This is a genomic window from Variovorax sp. GrIS 2.14 (assembly GCF_046115955.1).
Lineage (GTDB): Bacteria > Pseudomonadota > Gammaproteobacteria > Burkholderiales > Burkholderiaceae_C > Variovorax.
The window spans coordinates 290,683-306,126 of the sequence record NZ_JBJXIA010000001.1; the positions used below are offsets into that span (position 1 = coordinate 290,683).

The window sequence follows — 15,444 nt, forward strand, 5'->3', positions numbered from 1 at the left end:
CGGCTCAAAGCCCCAGCATCAACTTCAGGTTTTGCACCGCCGCACCGCTGGCACCCTTGCCAAGGTTGTCGAGCCGCGCAATGACCACCGCATGCCGATGGTCCTCGTTCGGAAACACCCGAATCTCCAGCGCGTTGGTGTCGTTGAGCGCGGTCGGCTCCAGCTTGCCGTCGATGGTCGGCGGCAGCACTTTCACGAACTTCTCGGGCGTGTTGCTCGCCGCGTAGTGCGTGGCGAGCGCGTCGTGGAGATCACCCGCTTTCGGTTTGCCCGGCAGGTCGTCCAGATGCAACGGCAACTGCACCAGCATGCCCTGCTTGAAGTTGCCTACCGACGGAATGAACACCGGCCGACGCGTAAGTCCCGTGTACTTCATGATTTCCGGGATGTGCTTGTGCTTCAGGCCCAGCGCGTAGATCTCGTAGGGCGGCGCGTCGCCTGTTTCATACGCTTCGATCATGGTCCGGCCACCACCCGAGTAGCCGCTCACCGATGGCAGCGCGATCGCGAAGTCAGCCGGCAAGATGCCCGCATCGACCAGTGGACGCACGATGGCGATCGACCCGGTCGCATAGCAGCCCGGGTTGGCCACGCGGTCTGCCTTGGCCACGACCTGCCAATGCCCCGCCACCAATTCCGGAAAGCCGAATGCCCACGCCGGATTCGTCCGGTGTGCGGTCGAGGCATCGATGATCTTCGGCTTCTTGCCCGGCAACTGGTCGATCAGCGCGACCGATTCGATGGCCGCGTCGTCGTGCAGGCAGAGCACCACCAGATCGACGCCGCCCATCAGGTCCCGCTTGGCGTTCACGTCTTTTCGGAGCTCCGGCGCGATGCTCACGACCTCGATTTGCGGCATCTTCTGGAGCCGCTCGCGAATCTGCAAACCGGTGGTACCGGCTTCACCGTCGATAAAGACTTTGGCCATAGCTTTTGTCAGGAGAAAGTACGTATTGACCGCAGCGCAAAGTGCGCGTTGGTGCGGCGCACCATGATACAGTCCGCGGTTGTTCGCCGCCCCCAGCCGTCAGGTTGCCGTCGCCTGCGGACAACAGCCGATTCAGTCTCCAGATCTCCCCGTTCGCAACCTCCTTCCGAGAAACACCCTCATGAAGATTCACGAGTACCAGGGCAAGGAAATTCTTGCCAAGTTCGGCGTGCCGGTCCCCCGCGGCATTCCGGCCTACACGGTCCAGGAAGCGGTGGAAGCCGCTCAAAAATTGGGCGGCCCGGTTTGGGTCGTCAAGGCACAGATTCACGCCGGCGGCCGCGGCAAGGGTGGCGGCGTCAAGCTGGCCCGCTCGATCGATGAAGTGAAAAAGCTCGCCGGCGAAATCCTCGGTATGCAGCTCATCACGCATCAGACCGGCCCTGAAGGCCAGAAGGTCCGCCGCCTGCTCATCGAAGACGGCGCCGACATCAAGAAAGAGTATTACGTCTCGGCCGTGACCGACCGCTCCACGCAGCGGGTCGCTTTCATCGTGTCGAGCGAAGGCGGCATGGACATCGAAGGCGTCGCACACGACACGCCTGAAAAAATCCACACCGACTTCGTCGATCCGGCCCTCGGCCTGACCGTCGAGCAAGGCACCAAGCTGGCCGCCAGCATCGGCGTGCCGGAAGCATCGCAGGCGCAAGCGGTCGACGTGATGCAGAAGCTCTACAAGATCTACATGGAGACCGACGCATCGCTCGTCGAGATCAACCCGTTGATCCTCGAAGGCAACGGCAACATCAAGGCGCTCGACGCCAAGTTCAACTTCGACCCGAACGCGCTGTTCCGTCACCCTGAACTGGTCGCCCTGCGCGACCTCGACGAAGAAGACCCGGCCGAAGTCGAAGCCAGCAAGTTCGACCTGGCCTACATCAGCCTCGACGGCAACATCGGCTGCCTGGTCAACGGTGCCGGTCTGGCGATGGCCACCATGGACACCATCAAGCTGTTCGGCGGCGAGCCGGCCAACTTCCTGGACGTGGGCGGCGGTGCCACCCCCGAGAAGGTGACCGAAGCCTTCAAGATCATGTTGAAGAACAAGAACGTCAAGGGCATCTTGGTCAACATCTTCGGCGGCATCATGAAGTGCGACACCATCGCCACCGGCGTGATTGCAGCCTGCAAGGCAGTGAACTTGAGCGTTCCGCTCGTCGTGCGCATGAAGGGCACCAACGAAGTCGAAGGCAAGAAACTGCTGGCCGACTCGGGCCTGCCCATCATCAGCGCCGACACCATGGCGGACGCGGCCCAAAAGGTCGTGGCAGCAGTCAAGAAAGTCTAAGGAAACGTCATGTCGATCTACATCAACAAAGACACCAAAGTCATCACCCAAGGCATTACCGGCAAGACTGGTCAGTTCCACACTGAAAAGTGCCAGGAATATGCCAACGGCAAGAACTGCTTCGTCGCCGGCGTGAACCCGAAGAAGGCCGGCGAGTCGATCTTCGGCATCCCGATTTTCGGCTCGGTGAAGGAAGCCGCATCGCAGACCGGCGCGACCGTGTCTGTGATCTACGTGCCGCCACCGGGCGCCGCCGCCGCGATCTGGGAAGCTGTCGAAGCCGACCTCGACATGGCGATCTGCATCACCGAAGGCATTCCTGTCCGCGACATGCTCGAAGTGCGCAACAAGATGCGCGCCAAGGAAGCCGCCGGCGGCAAGAAGACGCTGCTGCTCGGCCCCAACTGCCCCGGCCTCATCACGCCGGACGAAATCAAGATCGGCATCATGCCGGGTCACATTCACCGCAAGGGACGCATCGGCGTGGTATCCCGTTCGGGCACGCTGACCTATGAAGCCGTGGCGCAACTGACCGAAATCGGCTTGGGCCAATCGTCGGCAGTCGGCATCGGCGGCGACCCGATCAACGGCCTGAAGCACATCGATGTGATGAAAGCCTTCAACGACGATCCCGACACCGACGCGGTCATCATGATCGGCGAAATCGGCGGTCCGGACGAGGCCGACGCGGCCCGCTGGTGCAAGGACAACATGAAGAAGCCGATCGTCGGTTTCATCGCCGGTGTCACCGCGCCCCCCGGCAAGCGCATGGGCCACGCCGGCGCGCTGATCTCCGGCGGTGCCGACACGGCAGACGCCAAGCTCGCCATCATGGAAGAGTGCGGTTTTACCGTGACGCGCAATTTCTCCGAACTGGCCAAGCTGCTGAAGGCTCGCCTGTAAAAAGCCTCTGCTTTTTGCAGCGACCCGACGAACTAAGCGCTCGCAATTCAGGTTGCGAGCGCTTTTTTCGATTTACAAAAGACGAGACAACACATGGAATTGCTTCAAAGCGCTGATTTCTGGATCGGCTTGCTCAAGATTGTGTGGATCAACATCATCTTGTCGGGCGACAACGCCGTGGTCATCGCCATGGCTGCCCGATCGCTGCCGCCGGCGCAGCAAAAGAAGGCCGTGTTGTTCGGCTCGGGCGCCGCAGTCGTGTTGCGCATCGCACTCACCGTGGTCGCTGCAAAGCTGCTCGCATTGCCGTATCTGCAGATCGTCGGCGGGCTGCTGCTGCTCTACATTGGCGTCCAATTGTTAAGCGAAGGTGACGAAGAAGAGGGAGAAGGTAAGGAATATGGCACGATGATGACTGCCGTTCGCACCATCCTCATCGCCGATCTGGTCATGAGCTTGGACAATGTGATCGCGGTGGCCGCTGCTGCACAGGGCGACACCACGCTGCTGATCTTGGGCCTGGCCATCAGCATTCCACTCGTCATATTCGGCAGTACGCTCATGATCAAACTGATGGAACGCTTCCCGATCATCGTCATGCTCGGCGCCGCCCTCATCGGCTGGGTCGGCGGCGAAACCATCGTCAGTGACGTCACGTTGCGCGACACGCTGGCCGGGATGCCCTGGTTGCACTACGTCGGCGCCGCTTTGGGGGCGGCTTTCGTTGTCCTTGCCGGACGATTTTTGCAAAAGCGGACGCACGTCGCCGCCCACTGATTTCGGAGCCTGAATCCTGTTTATGGTGACCATTGCTGCCACTTCTTCCACCGCCGCCAGCACGCTGACCTGGGACTACGCCTCGCTGACCGATTCCGGCCGTGTGCGCGCCAACAACGAAGACGCGATCGCATTCGACGCGGCCCTGGGCCTCACGATCCTGGCGGACGGCATGGGCGGCTACAACGGCGGCGAAGTCGCCAGCGGCATGTCGATCGCGCTGCTGCAAGCCAGCTTCGGGCGCTGGTTGGCGCATTCCGGCCCTTCAGCGCATCCGCGCGCGATGCGCCGGGCGATGCAGGTGGGCGTCGACGAGGCAAACCAGGCCATTCTGGAAGCGGGTGTTGCTAATGTGCAACTGCAGGGGATGGGCACGACATTGGTCGTTTCGGTGTTCGGACCCAGCCGCGCCATCGTTGGCCACATCGGCGATTCACGCTGTTATCGGCTCCGCGAAGAGCAACTCCATCTGCTCACACGCGACCACTCTTTGCTGCAGGAACAACTCGACGCCGGAGCCATCACGCCAGAGCAGGCAGCGCAGTCGCCGCACCGCAATCTGGTGACCCGCGCGCTCGGCATCGAACGGCACGTGGAACTTGAAATGCATGAGCACGACGCCCTGCCCGGCGACCTGTTCCTGCTGTGTTCCGATGGTCTCAGCGAGATGGTTTCCGACGCGCAGATTTTCACGCTTCTGTCACGAGATATCGGACTGTCGGAGAAAGCAACACTTTTGGTTGCAACTGCAAACGACAATGGCGGACGGGATAACATTTCAGTTGTTCTGGCCCGTGCAAACGGCGTTGCGGCGCCAGAAGCTGCGGATTGACGGTTCCCCAAGAGTTCAGCGTCCTTCATTCAGGAGTCGGCCATGCCGAAAGTGATCGTTTCGATCGATGGTGTCGTAATCAAGGAAGTGACGCTCGCCAAAGACCGCACTACCCTGGGTCGGCGACCGTACAACGACATCGTCATCGACAATCTGGCGATCAGCGGTGAGCACGCCGTGCTCCACATGATCGGCGCCGATGTCTATCTTGAAGACCTCAACAGCACCAACGGAACCTACGTCAACGCGCGCGCCATCAAAAAGCAGGCGCTGGAGCACAACGACGTCGTCGAAGTCGGCAAGTACAAGATCCGCTACCTGTCGGCTGCCGGCGCCGCTGAAGCCGTTGCGCCGACCAAGCCAGCGTCCATTTCTCACCCGTCTGCCCCGATTCCGCTCAGCTCCGCGCCGACGGTTTCAGCGCCACTCGGTGGCGGTGCGGTCAACTCTGCAGTCATCCGCGTGCTGTCTGGCACCGGTGCCGGCCGCGAACTTTCGCTGGCAAAGGTCGTCACCACCATCGGCAAACCTGGCGTTGCTGTCGCCGCTGTCACGCGCCGCATTCAGGGCTACGTGGTGGCTCCGATCGATGGCGGCACCACGCTCAATGGCGAACCCCTCGGCACCGAAGCCGTCGCATTGCAAGACGGCGACGTGCTCGAGCTCGGCGGCACCAAGATGCAGTTCGTCCACGCCTGACTTTCATCAGGCCTCGCGGTGACCGCCAAAAGCGCGGTCGCAGCGGTAGGGCAACACTGGCCGCGCGTTGCCATCACGCTGTTGCCTGTTTTGTTGGCGCTGATTCACGCCACCGGCGTCTACAAGTTTTCCTTTGTCGAGCGGCTGGATCTGTCGATCTATGACGTTCGGCTCCGCGCGACGCTGCCGCGCACGCTCGACCCGCGCGTCGTCATCGTCGACATCGACGACCCCAGCCTGCAGGCATACGGCCAGTGGCCCTGGAGCCGCGACAAGCTCGCCGCGCTGACGACAGAACTGATCGATCGTCAGCAAGCTTCAGTTCTCGGGTTCGACGTCATGTTCGCCGAGCCCGACGGCAGCTCCGGACTGGCTGCACTGCGGCAGATTGCAGCCGGTCCCCTGCGCGACGTTGCGGGGTTGAAAGAGCAAGTCGATCAACTCGCGCCCGAGCTGGACCACGACGCGATTTTTGCCAACGTGCTCAAAGGCAGGCCCGTCGCGCTCGGTTACTACTTCACGCAGACCACCCAGCCACGCGGCATGGGCTGGTTGCCCAGTCCGGTCTTTGCGCTCGATGCCTTCCCTCCCGGCGCGCAGCGCGCGACATCCTGGAACGGATTTGGCGGCAGCATCGCACTGCTCGCAGATGCAACCGCACACGCCGGCTTTCTCAACGTGCTGATCGAAACCGATGCAGACGGCATCGTGCGCGCCGCCCCGGTTCTTGCGCAGTACCAAGGCACCGCCGCCAAAGCGGGCTACTACGAATCGCTAGGGCTTGCCGTGTATCGCCGGGCCAACGGCATGCCCGCGCTCTTGGTCAAGGATGGCGCGCTGGTCCTTGCGAATGGTTCGAAAGGGCCAATTGGCAAGTCGTTCTTGCGTCTTCCGGTCGATGCCAGGGGCAGCTTGCAGGTGCCCTACCGCGGACCGGGTGGCGCCCACGGCGGATCGTTCAAATACGTACCGGCAGCCGACGTGCTCAGCGGCAAACTCGCCACGGGCGAACTCAAGGGAAAGATCGTGCTGATCGGCGCCACCGCGCCCGGCCTGCAAGACCTCCGCTCGACACCGGTAGGTGCCGCCTTCCCTGGCGTGGAAGTGCATGCCAACATCATTTCAGGATTGCTCGATCGCCGATTGCCCGAAAAGCCGGACTACGCCGCCGGCTACGACGTGCTGTTGATCGCAATCACCGGTCTCATCCTCGCGCTGGGGTTGTCGATCGTTTCGGCCGCGCGGGCGGTGTTCATCGCCGCCGCCACGGTGGCGGTCGTGGTCGGGCTCAACACATGGCTTTACGTCGATGCCGGGCTCGTGCTGCCCCTCGCGGCAACGCTGGTCATGTGCGCGGTCGCTTTCGTGCTCAACCTGAGCTGGGGCTACTTTGTCGAAGCGCGGGAGCGGCGCAACCTGGCGCAACTCTTCGGCACCTACGTGCCGCCGCAGCTCGTGCAGGAGATGCTGGCCTCGCCCGGCAGCTACAGCATGCGAGCCGTCAGCAAGGAACTCACGGTGCTGTTCTGCGACATGCGCGGCTTCACTGAAATGTCGGAGCGCATGGCCCCGACCGAGCTGCAGCAATTCCTGAACGGCGTCTTCAGCCGGCTCACAGAAATCATCAGCGCACACCGCGGTACCGTCGACAAGTACATGGGCGATTGCGTCATGGCCTTTTGGGGAGCGCCCGTCGACACGCCCGACCATGCCGACCTGGCCGTGGCGGCCGCGCTCGAAATGGCGGCTGCCGTACACGCCATCAACGATGCGCACCGCGCAACCGGCCAGCCGGCCATCAGCGTGGGCATCGGCATCAACACCGGCGTGATGAGCGTCGGCGACATGGGCTCGGCCGTGCGTCGCAGCTACACGGTGGTCGGCGATGCCGTCAACCTGGCGTCGCGGCTCGAGAGCCAGAGCGGCATCTACGGTGCCGAAGTCGTGGTGAGCGATGCGACGCGCCATGCCGCCCCCGCCTACGTCTGGCAAGAGCTCGACCGCGTGCGCGTCAAGGGCAAGGCCCAGAGCGTGACTATCTTCGCGCCCCTGGGCCGGGCCACTGCGGCAGCCAAAACGAGCCGCGCCGGGCTCGACGTCTGGCAGCAGGTATTGACCGCCTACCGCGCGCAAGACTGGGCCGGGGGCCGCTCGCTTTTGACGCCGCTGCTCGCTCCCGGCGTCAAAAAAGTCCTTTACCAGCTGTACGCCGAGCGTTTAGCCTCGATGGCGTTGCGCCCCAAAGATCCCGACTGGGACGGTGCAACCCGGTTCGAATCCAAATGACGGCAAAAATCTAGAGGACCTCAAAAAATGCAAGTGCGCGTGTTGGGCTGCTCGGGCGCTATTGCCAAAGGCTGCCGCACGACCTCATTTTTGATCGACGACGACCTGCTCGTCGATGCCGGCACCGGCGTAGGAGACCTCACCCTCGAAGAAATGGCGGCCATCGACGACGTCGTGCTGACCCATTCGCACCTCGACCACGTCGCTGCACTCCCGTTGATGATCGATGCCGTTGCCAGCCGCAGAAGCCAGCCCCTGCGCGTGCATGCGCTGCGCGCCACCATCGAGGCCCTGCGCGCCCACATGTTCAACAACGTCATCTGGCCCGACTTTGCCAACATACCGAGCACCGAGTCGCCCTTCGTCACGTTCCACGATCTCAATGTCGGTCAGACCTTGGCGCTGGGCACACGGCGACCTAAACACATCGAAGTCTTGCCGGCCGTGCACACCGTACCGGCCTGCGGCTACGCCATTCGCTCCGTCGAAGGCAGCAAGCACTGGGTCTTCAGCGGCGACACAGAACGAAACGCCCAGTTCTGGAAGCGCGTGAACGAACTCGACGTTGCCATGCTGGTCATTGAAACCGCCTTCAGCAACCGCGAGCAGGCACTGGCCCAACGCAGCCTGCACTTGTCGCCCGCCACGCTGGCCGACGAACTGGCCCAGATCGCCAGAGGCAAAACCTACCCGATCTACATCACCCACACCAAGCCCGCCGAGACCGAAGAAATCATGAGCCAGATCGGCGCCTTTGCCGAGGGCTGGGAAATGCATGGGTTGGAGCAGCGGGATATTCGGTGGCTGGAGGCTGAGGCGCTTCTGACGCTTTGAGGCCGACAGATCTGGTCACGGTGACAAAATTTGTCATGCGACCGTAAGGCAAAAGCAACAAGTTCTGTCACACGTTGTAACCCGGGCGTGAACAAGTACTCAGATTTTGGCTGTCGGACGAGGCTGACAGGGTGGCACAGATGCTGCGGATAGATAAGCGCACCGGGGAGGTTCCCGGGCCTTATTAACTAACCTGGAGTTTCTCAAATGAACCGTCGCAATATTGCTCGCCGCGCACAAGCAGGCTTCACCCTTATTGAATTGATGATCGTCGTGGCGATCATTGGTATCTTGGCTGCTGTGGCTCTGCCGGCCTACCAGGATTACACGACCCGTTCGAAGATGACGGAAGTGCTCATCATGGGTGCTCCTGCGAAGCTAGCGGTGTCTGAAACGACTTCGTCCCTGGGCTCGCTTGCCTCGGTCACTGCAGCAAACAGTGGTTACAGCTTCCCGGGCGCTACTAAATACGTCTCCGGTGTCGTAATCACTGACGCAACCGGCGTTGTGACGATTACTTCAACTGTCCCGAACGCGTCCGGTACTGTGACGTTGACCCCAGCAACCGTGGGAACCAACACCGGGCAACTGACATGGCTGTGCCGTGCCGGTACCGGTACCGTGGCTATCGCCTCTAAGTACCTGCCTTCGGAATGCCGCAGCTAAGCTTGACGAGCCTTACATAAGCCGCCTTCGGGCGGTTTTTTGTTCGCCAGACAACGCGTCGGACGCAACATGCTCGCATCGTTCCTAACCTGCTACCCCACTGCGGGAAGGTCGATGAGGAGTGAACGCATAGGCGCCTACGTCTTGTGCACCGTTCTCGCGATTGCATGGACCTTATTTGCCGGTAAGGATGTGCCGTGGGACGCTCTGCACTACCACCTGTACGCTGGCTACAGCGTTTTTCACGACCGCGTTGCCATTGACTATTTTCCGGCCGGCCCTCAGACGTATTTCGTTCCCTACGCGCATGCCCCGCTGGCCCTGATGGTGCAAGCTGGCTGGCCCTCGCTGGCTATCGGCATAACGCTTGCGTGTATGCACGCCACAGCGTTGTGGCTTACGTGGGAATTGGCACGTGCCGTCAGCCAGGGTGCAGACGGCCGCAGTCCGGCGCTGGTAACTTGGGGCGCCGTAGCGCTGGCCTTGGCCAATCCAGTGCTGTTGCAGGCCTTGGGCTCATCCTTCACTGACATCACGACCGGCGCGTTGGCCTTAGGGGGATATGTGGCCTTGGTCAACAACTTCCATGGTGTTCAGCGGCTTCACCGAGTAGCCCTTGCAGGCGTTCTGCTTGGCACTGCTGCTGCGCTCAAGATGTCGAACGCCGTCTTTGCCTTGCTGCCCGCGCTGCCACTGGTGGTGGGTTCCGCGCCGAGTTGGCGCATGCGCTGGCAGGGCATATTGCTATTTGCAGGGTGCGCCGGTGGCGCGCTTATCCTGGTTGGTGGCCCGTGGGCGTATTCGCTTTGGCAAGCTTTCGGCAACCCGCTGTTTCCGATGCTGGACGGTCTGTTCAACCCGGCCGCACCAGTCGGCGGCGCGGTCGCTAGCGCATCAGCATCAGCGTCACCACTTGCCAAATTACTGGGCGCTATGGATGTCATGCGCGACCCGCGCTTCCTTCCCTCTTCATTGGTCGAGGCGCTGATGCGCCCCCTCGACATCTTGGCCGCGCAGCGCAGGATACACACAGAGACCTTGGCCGCGGACGCCCGCTATGCAGCGTTGCTGTGCTTGCCCGCGCTATGGCTGGTTGCCGCAATATGGAGACGTTCTGGGCCGGCTACCGTTGTCGGCAACAGAGCAAGCCAGCGTGCGTGGGCCAGCCTGGCCGTCTCCTTTGTGGTTGCGTGGGTGCTGTGGCTGCTTATCAGTGGCAACAGCAGGTATTTTCTTCCCATGGCATGTGTTGCTGCGGTTGTCCTTGTGGCCGGCGTGTACCGCGCTCTGGCCGGCATGCCTCGCGCCCAGGTCGGCGTCGTGGGCATGTTGCTGGCTGTGCAAGCGGTCATGCTCTCCCAAGCTGCCGAATTCCGATGGAGTGCACAACCTTGGGATGGTGTCTGGATCCAGACCACAGTTTCGAAGAAGCTTCAGACGGAGCCGTTTTTGTATCTGTCGATGGACGCTCAGTCGCAGTCCTTCCTGTTGCCTTATTTGGCGACGGGCTCGGCCTTCGTCGGCATGGGCGTCGACATCGATCCTGATAGTCGCGACGGCCGGCGCGTCCTCGCACTGATCAAAGCCCACTCGCCGCAACTTCGGATGCTCGCCCCCGTGCGGGCCATCGAATCAGACGGTCGGCCGATCGCCCCGGCCGCTGCCACGTTCGACTACGCATTGCGGCGTCTCGGTTTGCGCGTCGACGTTGGTGACTGCGAGTACATCCACTTCAGGGGAAACTCAGACGTGCTAGAGCGCGCAGGCCCCAAATCCGGCTCGCGCGATCAGGTCCATATCTATACCTGCCGCCTGATACCCGGGGGTGCACTTAGCGAGGCCGAGGTGGCCGGCAAGCGTTGGGCGGATCAGGTGCTGGATCAGGTCGAAGACGCCTGTCCTGAACTGTTTCGCTCGCGGCACACGACCAGCGTCCGCAACGGCTCCATCTGGCGGCGCGGTTACCCTGACTTCGCCACTTGGGTCAACGACGACGGATTTGTGCGGTTTGCAGATCTCTTTCGGGGAGGTGGCGACATCTCTGGTTTGGGCACTGTGAAGGAATGGATCGAATCACCGCGAGCGCTGAAGTGCTGGCGACAAGGAGGGCGACTTCATGTGGAACGAAGTGATTTCTGAAAACAAGGTTCAGGTCGAGGCTTCGAGAAAGACAGGCTCGGACATCGAACTGACCATCCTGATGCCCTGCCTCAACGAGGCACGTACTCTGCCGGCTTGCATCGCCAAGGCCCATGGCTTCCTCAACAGCAGCGGCATTCGAGGTGAAGTCGTTGTAGCGGACAACGGCTCGAGCGACGGCTCGCAAACGCTGGCCGCGGCGTGCGGAGCGCGCGTGGTATCAGTGCCGGTGCGCGGCTACGGCGCGGCGTTAATCGCAGGCATCGCGGCAGCCAAGGGGCGCTACGTCGTAATGGGCGATGCCGACGAGAGCTACGATTTCGGTGCCCTGGAATCCTTTGTGGCTGAACTGCGGCTTGGCAGCCAATTGGTGATGGGCAACCGCTTTCGCGGCGCAATCCTGCCTGGTGCCATGCCTCCGCTTCATCGCTACTTGGGCAACCCCGTGCTGAGCTTTGTGGGCCGACTTTTCTTCAAGTCGCCGATCGGTGACTTTCACTGCGGCTTGCGCGGCTTCGAGCGTCAGGCCATCCTGCAACTGGGGCTGTGTTGCGAAGGCATGGAGTTCGCCAGTGAGATGGTCGTTAAGGCATCTTTAAGCCACCTTCGAATTGCTGAGGTTCCGACCACTTTGTCTCCCGACGGGCGTGACAGGCCGCCGCACCTGCGTACATGGCGAGATGGTTGGCGCCATCTGCGTTTTTTGCTGCTGTTCACGCCTCGATGGCTGTTCCTCTATCCGGGCGCCGCGCTCGCTTTATTGGGCTTAGCCCAGTTGGTGCTCGCGCATTTTCACGCCGATGGTTGGGGTCGGTGGCCGGTCGGCATCCACACGCAGTTGCTGGCCTCGGCCGGAATGGTGCTGGGCTACCAGACGATGCTCTTCGCCATGGGCGCAGTGCTTGCACGTCACTGCGCTCACCTGAACACCATTCACCCTCGCGATCGATGGGCGCTTTACGTGGCTAGCGGGTCGTTGCTGCCTGTCGGCGGCGGGATCGCAACCGTGGCAGGTTTGGCGCTGTGTGCAAGCCTGACCTGGCAATGGGGAAGCAGCGGATTTGGCGCATTGGACCCAGAAGCGGCAATGCGTCAGATCATTCCCGGCGTGGCGTTGCTGCTGATGGGAACGCAATCGGTGCTCGCATCTATCTTCTTCGCCGCGCTACGCAGTGCATTCGACTCGCGCCGACCGGCGGCAACAGGACAAACAAGTGGAAGCTGATGTGGGTGCGGTTCAGGATCTACCCGATGCGACGCCAGCAACGAAAAGCCTGGGAACTGCTGCAAACGTGCCGTGTGTGGTCGTGATCATGTCGACCTACCAAGGCGAGCGCTATGTGCGGGAGCAAATGCAGTCCGTGTTGTCGCAGCTCCCCGCGCGAGGCACCGTGCTCGTACGAGACGATGGATCTACCGACAGAACGGTGGACGAGATAGTGGCGCTGGCCGATCCGCGGATCACCATCACCACCGGCCGAAATTTGGGTTTTGGGCCGAGCTTTCTCACTTTGCTGACACTTGTACCAAAAGACGTAGACATGGTCATGCTTGCCGACCAGGATGACGTCTGGCTTCCTGACAAGCTTCAGCGCGCTTGGGAGCAACTCAGCCCGCTTGACAGCAAGCCTGGCCTGTACGGAAGTGCGCAGACCTTCGTGGACCAGGATCTGCGTCCGCTAGGTCGGACGCCGCTTCTGCCACGCGGCCCCTCGTTTGCGAACGCATTGACCGAGAACATCATCGTTGGCTGCACTGCGGCGCTCAATCGTGCTGCGCTGCAGCTGTTGCAGCGAGCCGGCGTACCGAGCGCCGTTCGCTTTCACGATTGGTGGATCTATCTGGTCGTGAGCGCTTTTGGTGTCGTTGTGTATGACGAAGAGCCCGCGCTTTTGTATCGCCAACACGGAGCCAATGTTATTGGGAGACACCCCGGGCGAGTAAAGCGTCTGCAACGAGCCTGGAAAGTGATCGTGCGCGACGATTGGGTCGGCAGTCTTCTAAGCCAGATTCATGCGTTCTTCGGCCACTACGGGGAGCTGCTTTCCTCCCATGACAGAAGTTTGATCACGCAGCATTTCGCCAACTATAAAAATGTGGCCGTGCCTCGCTGGGCTGGGGTTTTCAGCCTTCATCGGCGGCATCAGTCTTTGATTGACGATGTGGTCGTGAGATGCTTGCTCGCGCTACGCAAAATGCGGCCTCACCATCCATCACGGAGCGCGCTGTGACTTTGAAATATCGGCCAGCATGCAGAGTGCAAAGGGATCATTGATGCTGATGGAAATTCTGAGATCGGCTCAGCTATTTGCCCGTCGCTTTGGCGTCGATGTCATTCCCTACAAGCCGGGGTCGCATCCTATTGCCCGCCGGCGGCGCCTGATCGAACACCATCGAATAGACACAGTGCTGGATGTCGGCGCGAATATCGGACAGTTCGGATTGGAGCTGCGTCGACAATTCGGATATCGAGGCCGCATCGTGTCGTTTGAGCCGCTCAGTGCCGCATACGCCAAGTTGCAGCGGGCAGCACTTGGAGACGTCGACTGGCAGGTATTGCAAATGGCATTGGGCGATGCTCAGGGCACTCAAACGATTCACGTGGCGGGCAACTCCGAGAGTAGTTCGATTCTGGAGATGCTGCAGCTGCATGAAGAGGCCGCGCCGCATTCTCGCTACACCGGCGAGGAAACTATTCGGGTCGAAACGCTTGATGCCATGTTCGATAAGACCTGCGGCAATGCGCGCAATATTTACCTCAAGGTTGATACGCAAGGCTACGAGGCCCAGGTCCTTCGAGGTGCGGTTCGCAGCCTGGAGCGAATCGATACGATACAAGTGGAGATGTCGTTGGCGCCGTTGTATGCGGGTCAGGTGCTGTTCGATGACCTGTACGCCGACCTTCGTTGCAAGGGGTACGTGCTGGTCGGAGTCGAGAATAATTTTGGCAATGCCGAGACGGGGCAGCTGCTGCAGATCGACGGCATTTTCCGCCGTGAGTCAGCAGCGCAGTCGTGATGCCGCTGTTGAGCATCATCATCCCGACACTCGATGTAGACGTCGAATTGCGTCGCTGCGTGGACTCGGTGTGTCTGGCGATTCCCGACTCAGAAATGCGCGAGATCGTGCTCGTGCTGCCCAGCAGCAAAGCGGCCGACGCGGCCGAGCGGTTTCCAGATGCTCGCGTTGTCGCCGAGTCGCGGCCGAGTGTGTACTCGGCCATGAACGACGGAGTAGCTGCCAGTACGGGACGCTACCTCTACTTTCTGGGCAAGGACGACATCCTTCTGCCCGCGGTGCATCGAGTTTTAAGTTTGTTGGCGGCCGAGTCACCTTCGGCCGTGTTCTCCGATGTTTATTGGGGTTCGAAGGGGCGCCATCGGGCTCGACCCTGCCGCTTCCAGATCCTGGTCTTCAACGTCTGCCATCAGGGAATTGTTTATTCGCGCGAGGCAATCACCACGCACGGTCCCTTCATGCGTCGCTTTCGCACACATGCCGACCATCTACTGAACATTCGTCTGTTGTGGGATCCGAATCTGCGACGGCGTGTTCGATATCTAGCGGTTCCAATTGCTTGGTACGCCGCCACGGGGTTGTCCTCCCGTACCTTCGATGTCAATTTCGTCCGAGCACAGCCAGCAATCATTGGGCGGTACCTGGGGCCGATCGCAGCAGCACTTTGGCAACCATTCAAATGGTTCCGACTTCGATGGCACAGGAGCAGCTAGTGCATCCCCAAGGCAAGCAAGAGATTCAAATGGCCGCGTCCTTTTTCTCGCATTGGTGAATAGCGAATGACATGGAAGCGCCCGCGCTTGAGTCCGTACGCTCACTCAGCGGCATGGTCGATCGTCGAACTGTTGTGCTCGACGGGTGCTCAGTTCGTTCTCACACCTCTGCTGTTGCACCGCTTGGGTGCCGAGCAATTCAGTGTTTGGGTGATTGCCCAAACCGTGCTTGTCGGCTCGGCGACGCTGTCACTTGGCGCGAGCACGGCGCTCATGCCGGTACTGGCGCATGCTAGGACAA

Annotated in this window: 14 protein-coding genes; 13 read left to right on the forward strand and 1 reads right to left on the reverse strand. The window is 61.2% G+C overall.

Annotated elements, in window-relative coordinates; genetic code table 11:
- Window positions 1-4 precede the first annotated feature (4 nt).
- A complete protein-coding gene (gene argC, locus RCH10_RS01425; RefSeq protein ID WP_409050961.1) occupies window positions 5-928 on the reverse strand; it encodes an N-acetyl-gamma-glutamyl-phosphate reductase in 924 nt (307 codons plus the stop codon).
- A 181-nt stretch (window positions 929-1,109) separates the two neighbouring features.
- Here argC and sucC point away from each other — a divergent pair, with 181 nt between their 5' ends.
- The 13 genes from sucC to RCH10_RS01490 all read left to right on the forward strand — a co-directional run bounded on the left by sucC (window position 1,110) and on the right by RCH10_RS01490 (window position 15,143).
- Window positions 1,110-2,276 (forward strand): ADP-forming succinate--CoA ligase subunit beta, encoded by a 1,167-nt coding sequence (sucC, locus tag RCH10_RS01430; RefSeq protein WP_187053642.1) that lies wholly within the window; start codon window positions 1,110-1,112, stop codon window positions 2,274-2,276.
- Window positions 2,277-2,285: 9 nt separating this feature from the next.
- Window positions 2,286-3,179 carry a succinate--CoA ligase subunit alpha gene (gene sucD / locus RCH10_RS01435; RefSeq protein WP_187053641.1) on the forward strand — a complete coding sequence of 298 codons (894 nt, stop codon included), beginning with the start codon at window positions 2,286-2,288 and terminating at the stop codon, window positions 3,177-3,179.
- 93 nt (window positions 3,180-3,272) lie between these two features.
- Window positions 3,273-3,956 carry a TerC family protein gene (locus RCH10_RS01440; protein ID WP_409050962.1) on the forward strand — a complete coding sequence of 228 codons (684 nt, stop codon included), beginning with the start codon at window positions 3,273-3,275 and terminating at the stop codon, window positions 3,954-3,956.
- A gap of 22 nt (window positions 3,957-3,978) precedes the next feature.
- Window positions 3,979-4,788, forward strand: a complete 810-nt coding sequence (locus RCH10_RS01445) for a Stp1/IreP family PP2C-type Ser/Thr phosphatase (RefSeq protein WP_409050963.1) — start codon at window positions 3,979-3,981, stop codon at window positions 4,786-4,788.
- A 42-nt stretch (window positions 4,789-4,830) separates the two neighbouring features.
- A complete protein-coding gene (locus RCH10_RS01450; RefSeq protein ID WP_409050964.1) occupies window positions 4,831-5,487 on the forward strand; it encodes an FHA domain-containing protein in 657 nt (218 codons plus the stop codon).
- Between the two features lie 18 nt (window positions 5,488-5,505).
- Window positions 5,506-7,773: a CHASE2 domain-containing protein gene (locus tag RCH10_RS01455; protein WP_409050965.1), complete on the forward strand. Its 2,268-nt coding sequence runs from the start codon at window positions 5,506-5,508 to the stop codon at window positions 7,771-7,773.
- A 27-nt stretch (window positions 7,774-7,800) separates the two neighbouring features.
- The gene (locus RCH10_RS01460) at window positions 7,801-8,607 is read left to right on the forward strand and encodes a 3',5'-cyclic-nucleotide phosphodiesterase (RefSeq protein WP_409050966.1); all 807 of its coding nucleotides are present in this window, start codon (window positions 7,801-7,803) and stop codon (window positions 8,605-8,607) included.
- 207 nt (window positions 8,608-8,814) lie between these two features.
- On the forward strand, window positions 8,815-9,273 hold the full coding sequence (locus RCH10_RS01465; protein ID WP_409050967.1) for a pilin: 459 nt from the start codon (window positions 8,815-8,817) through the stop codon (window positions 9,271-9,273).
- A gap of 144 nt (window positions 9,274-9,417) precedes the next feature.
- The gene (locus RCH10_RS01470) at window positions 9,418-11,412 is read left to right on the forward strand and encodes a glycosyltransferase family 87 protein (RefSeq protein WP_409050968.1); all 1,995 of its coding nucleotides are present in this window, start codon (window positions 9,418-9,420) and stop codon (window positions 11,410-11,412) included.
- Complete coding sequence (locus RCH10_RS01475) at window positions 11,390-12,637, forward strand: glycosyltransferase family 2 protein (protein ID WP_409050969.1); 1,248 nt, start codon at window positions 11,390-11,392, stop codon at window positions 12,635-12,637. The genes RCH10_RS01470 and RCH10_RS01475 overlap by 23 nt, the downstream gene beginning before the upstream one ends.
- The gene (locus tag RCH10_RS01480) at window positions 12,627-13,643 is read left to right on the forward strand and encodes a glycosyltransferase family 2 protein (RefSeq protein WP_409050970.1); all 1,017 of its coding nucleotides are present in this window, start codon (window positions 12,627-12,629) and stop codon (window positions 13,641-13,643) included. The genes RCH10_RS01475 and RCH10_RS01480 overlap by 11 nt, the downstream gene beginning before the upstream one ends.
- A gap of 43 nt (window positions 13,644-13,686) precedes the next feature.
- Complete coding sequence (locus RCH10_RS01485) at window positions 13,687-14,430, forward strand: FkbM family methyltransferase (RefSeq protein ID WP_409050971.1); 744 nt, start codon at window positions 13,687-13,689, stop codon at window positions 14,428-14,430.
- An 8-nt stretch (window positions 14,431-14,438) separates the two neighbouring features.
- Window positions 14,439-15,143: a glycosyltransferase gene (locus RCH10_RS01490; protein ID WP_409050972.1), complete on the forward strand. Its 705-nt coding sequence runs from the start codon at window positions 14,439-14,441 to the stop codon at window positions 15,141-15,143.
- Window positions 15,144-15,444: the final 301 nt, after the last annotated feature.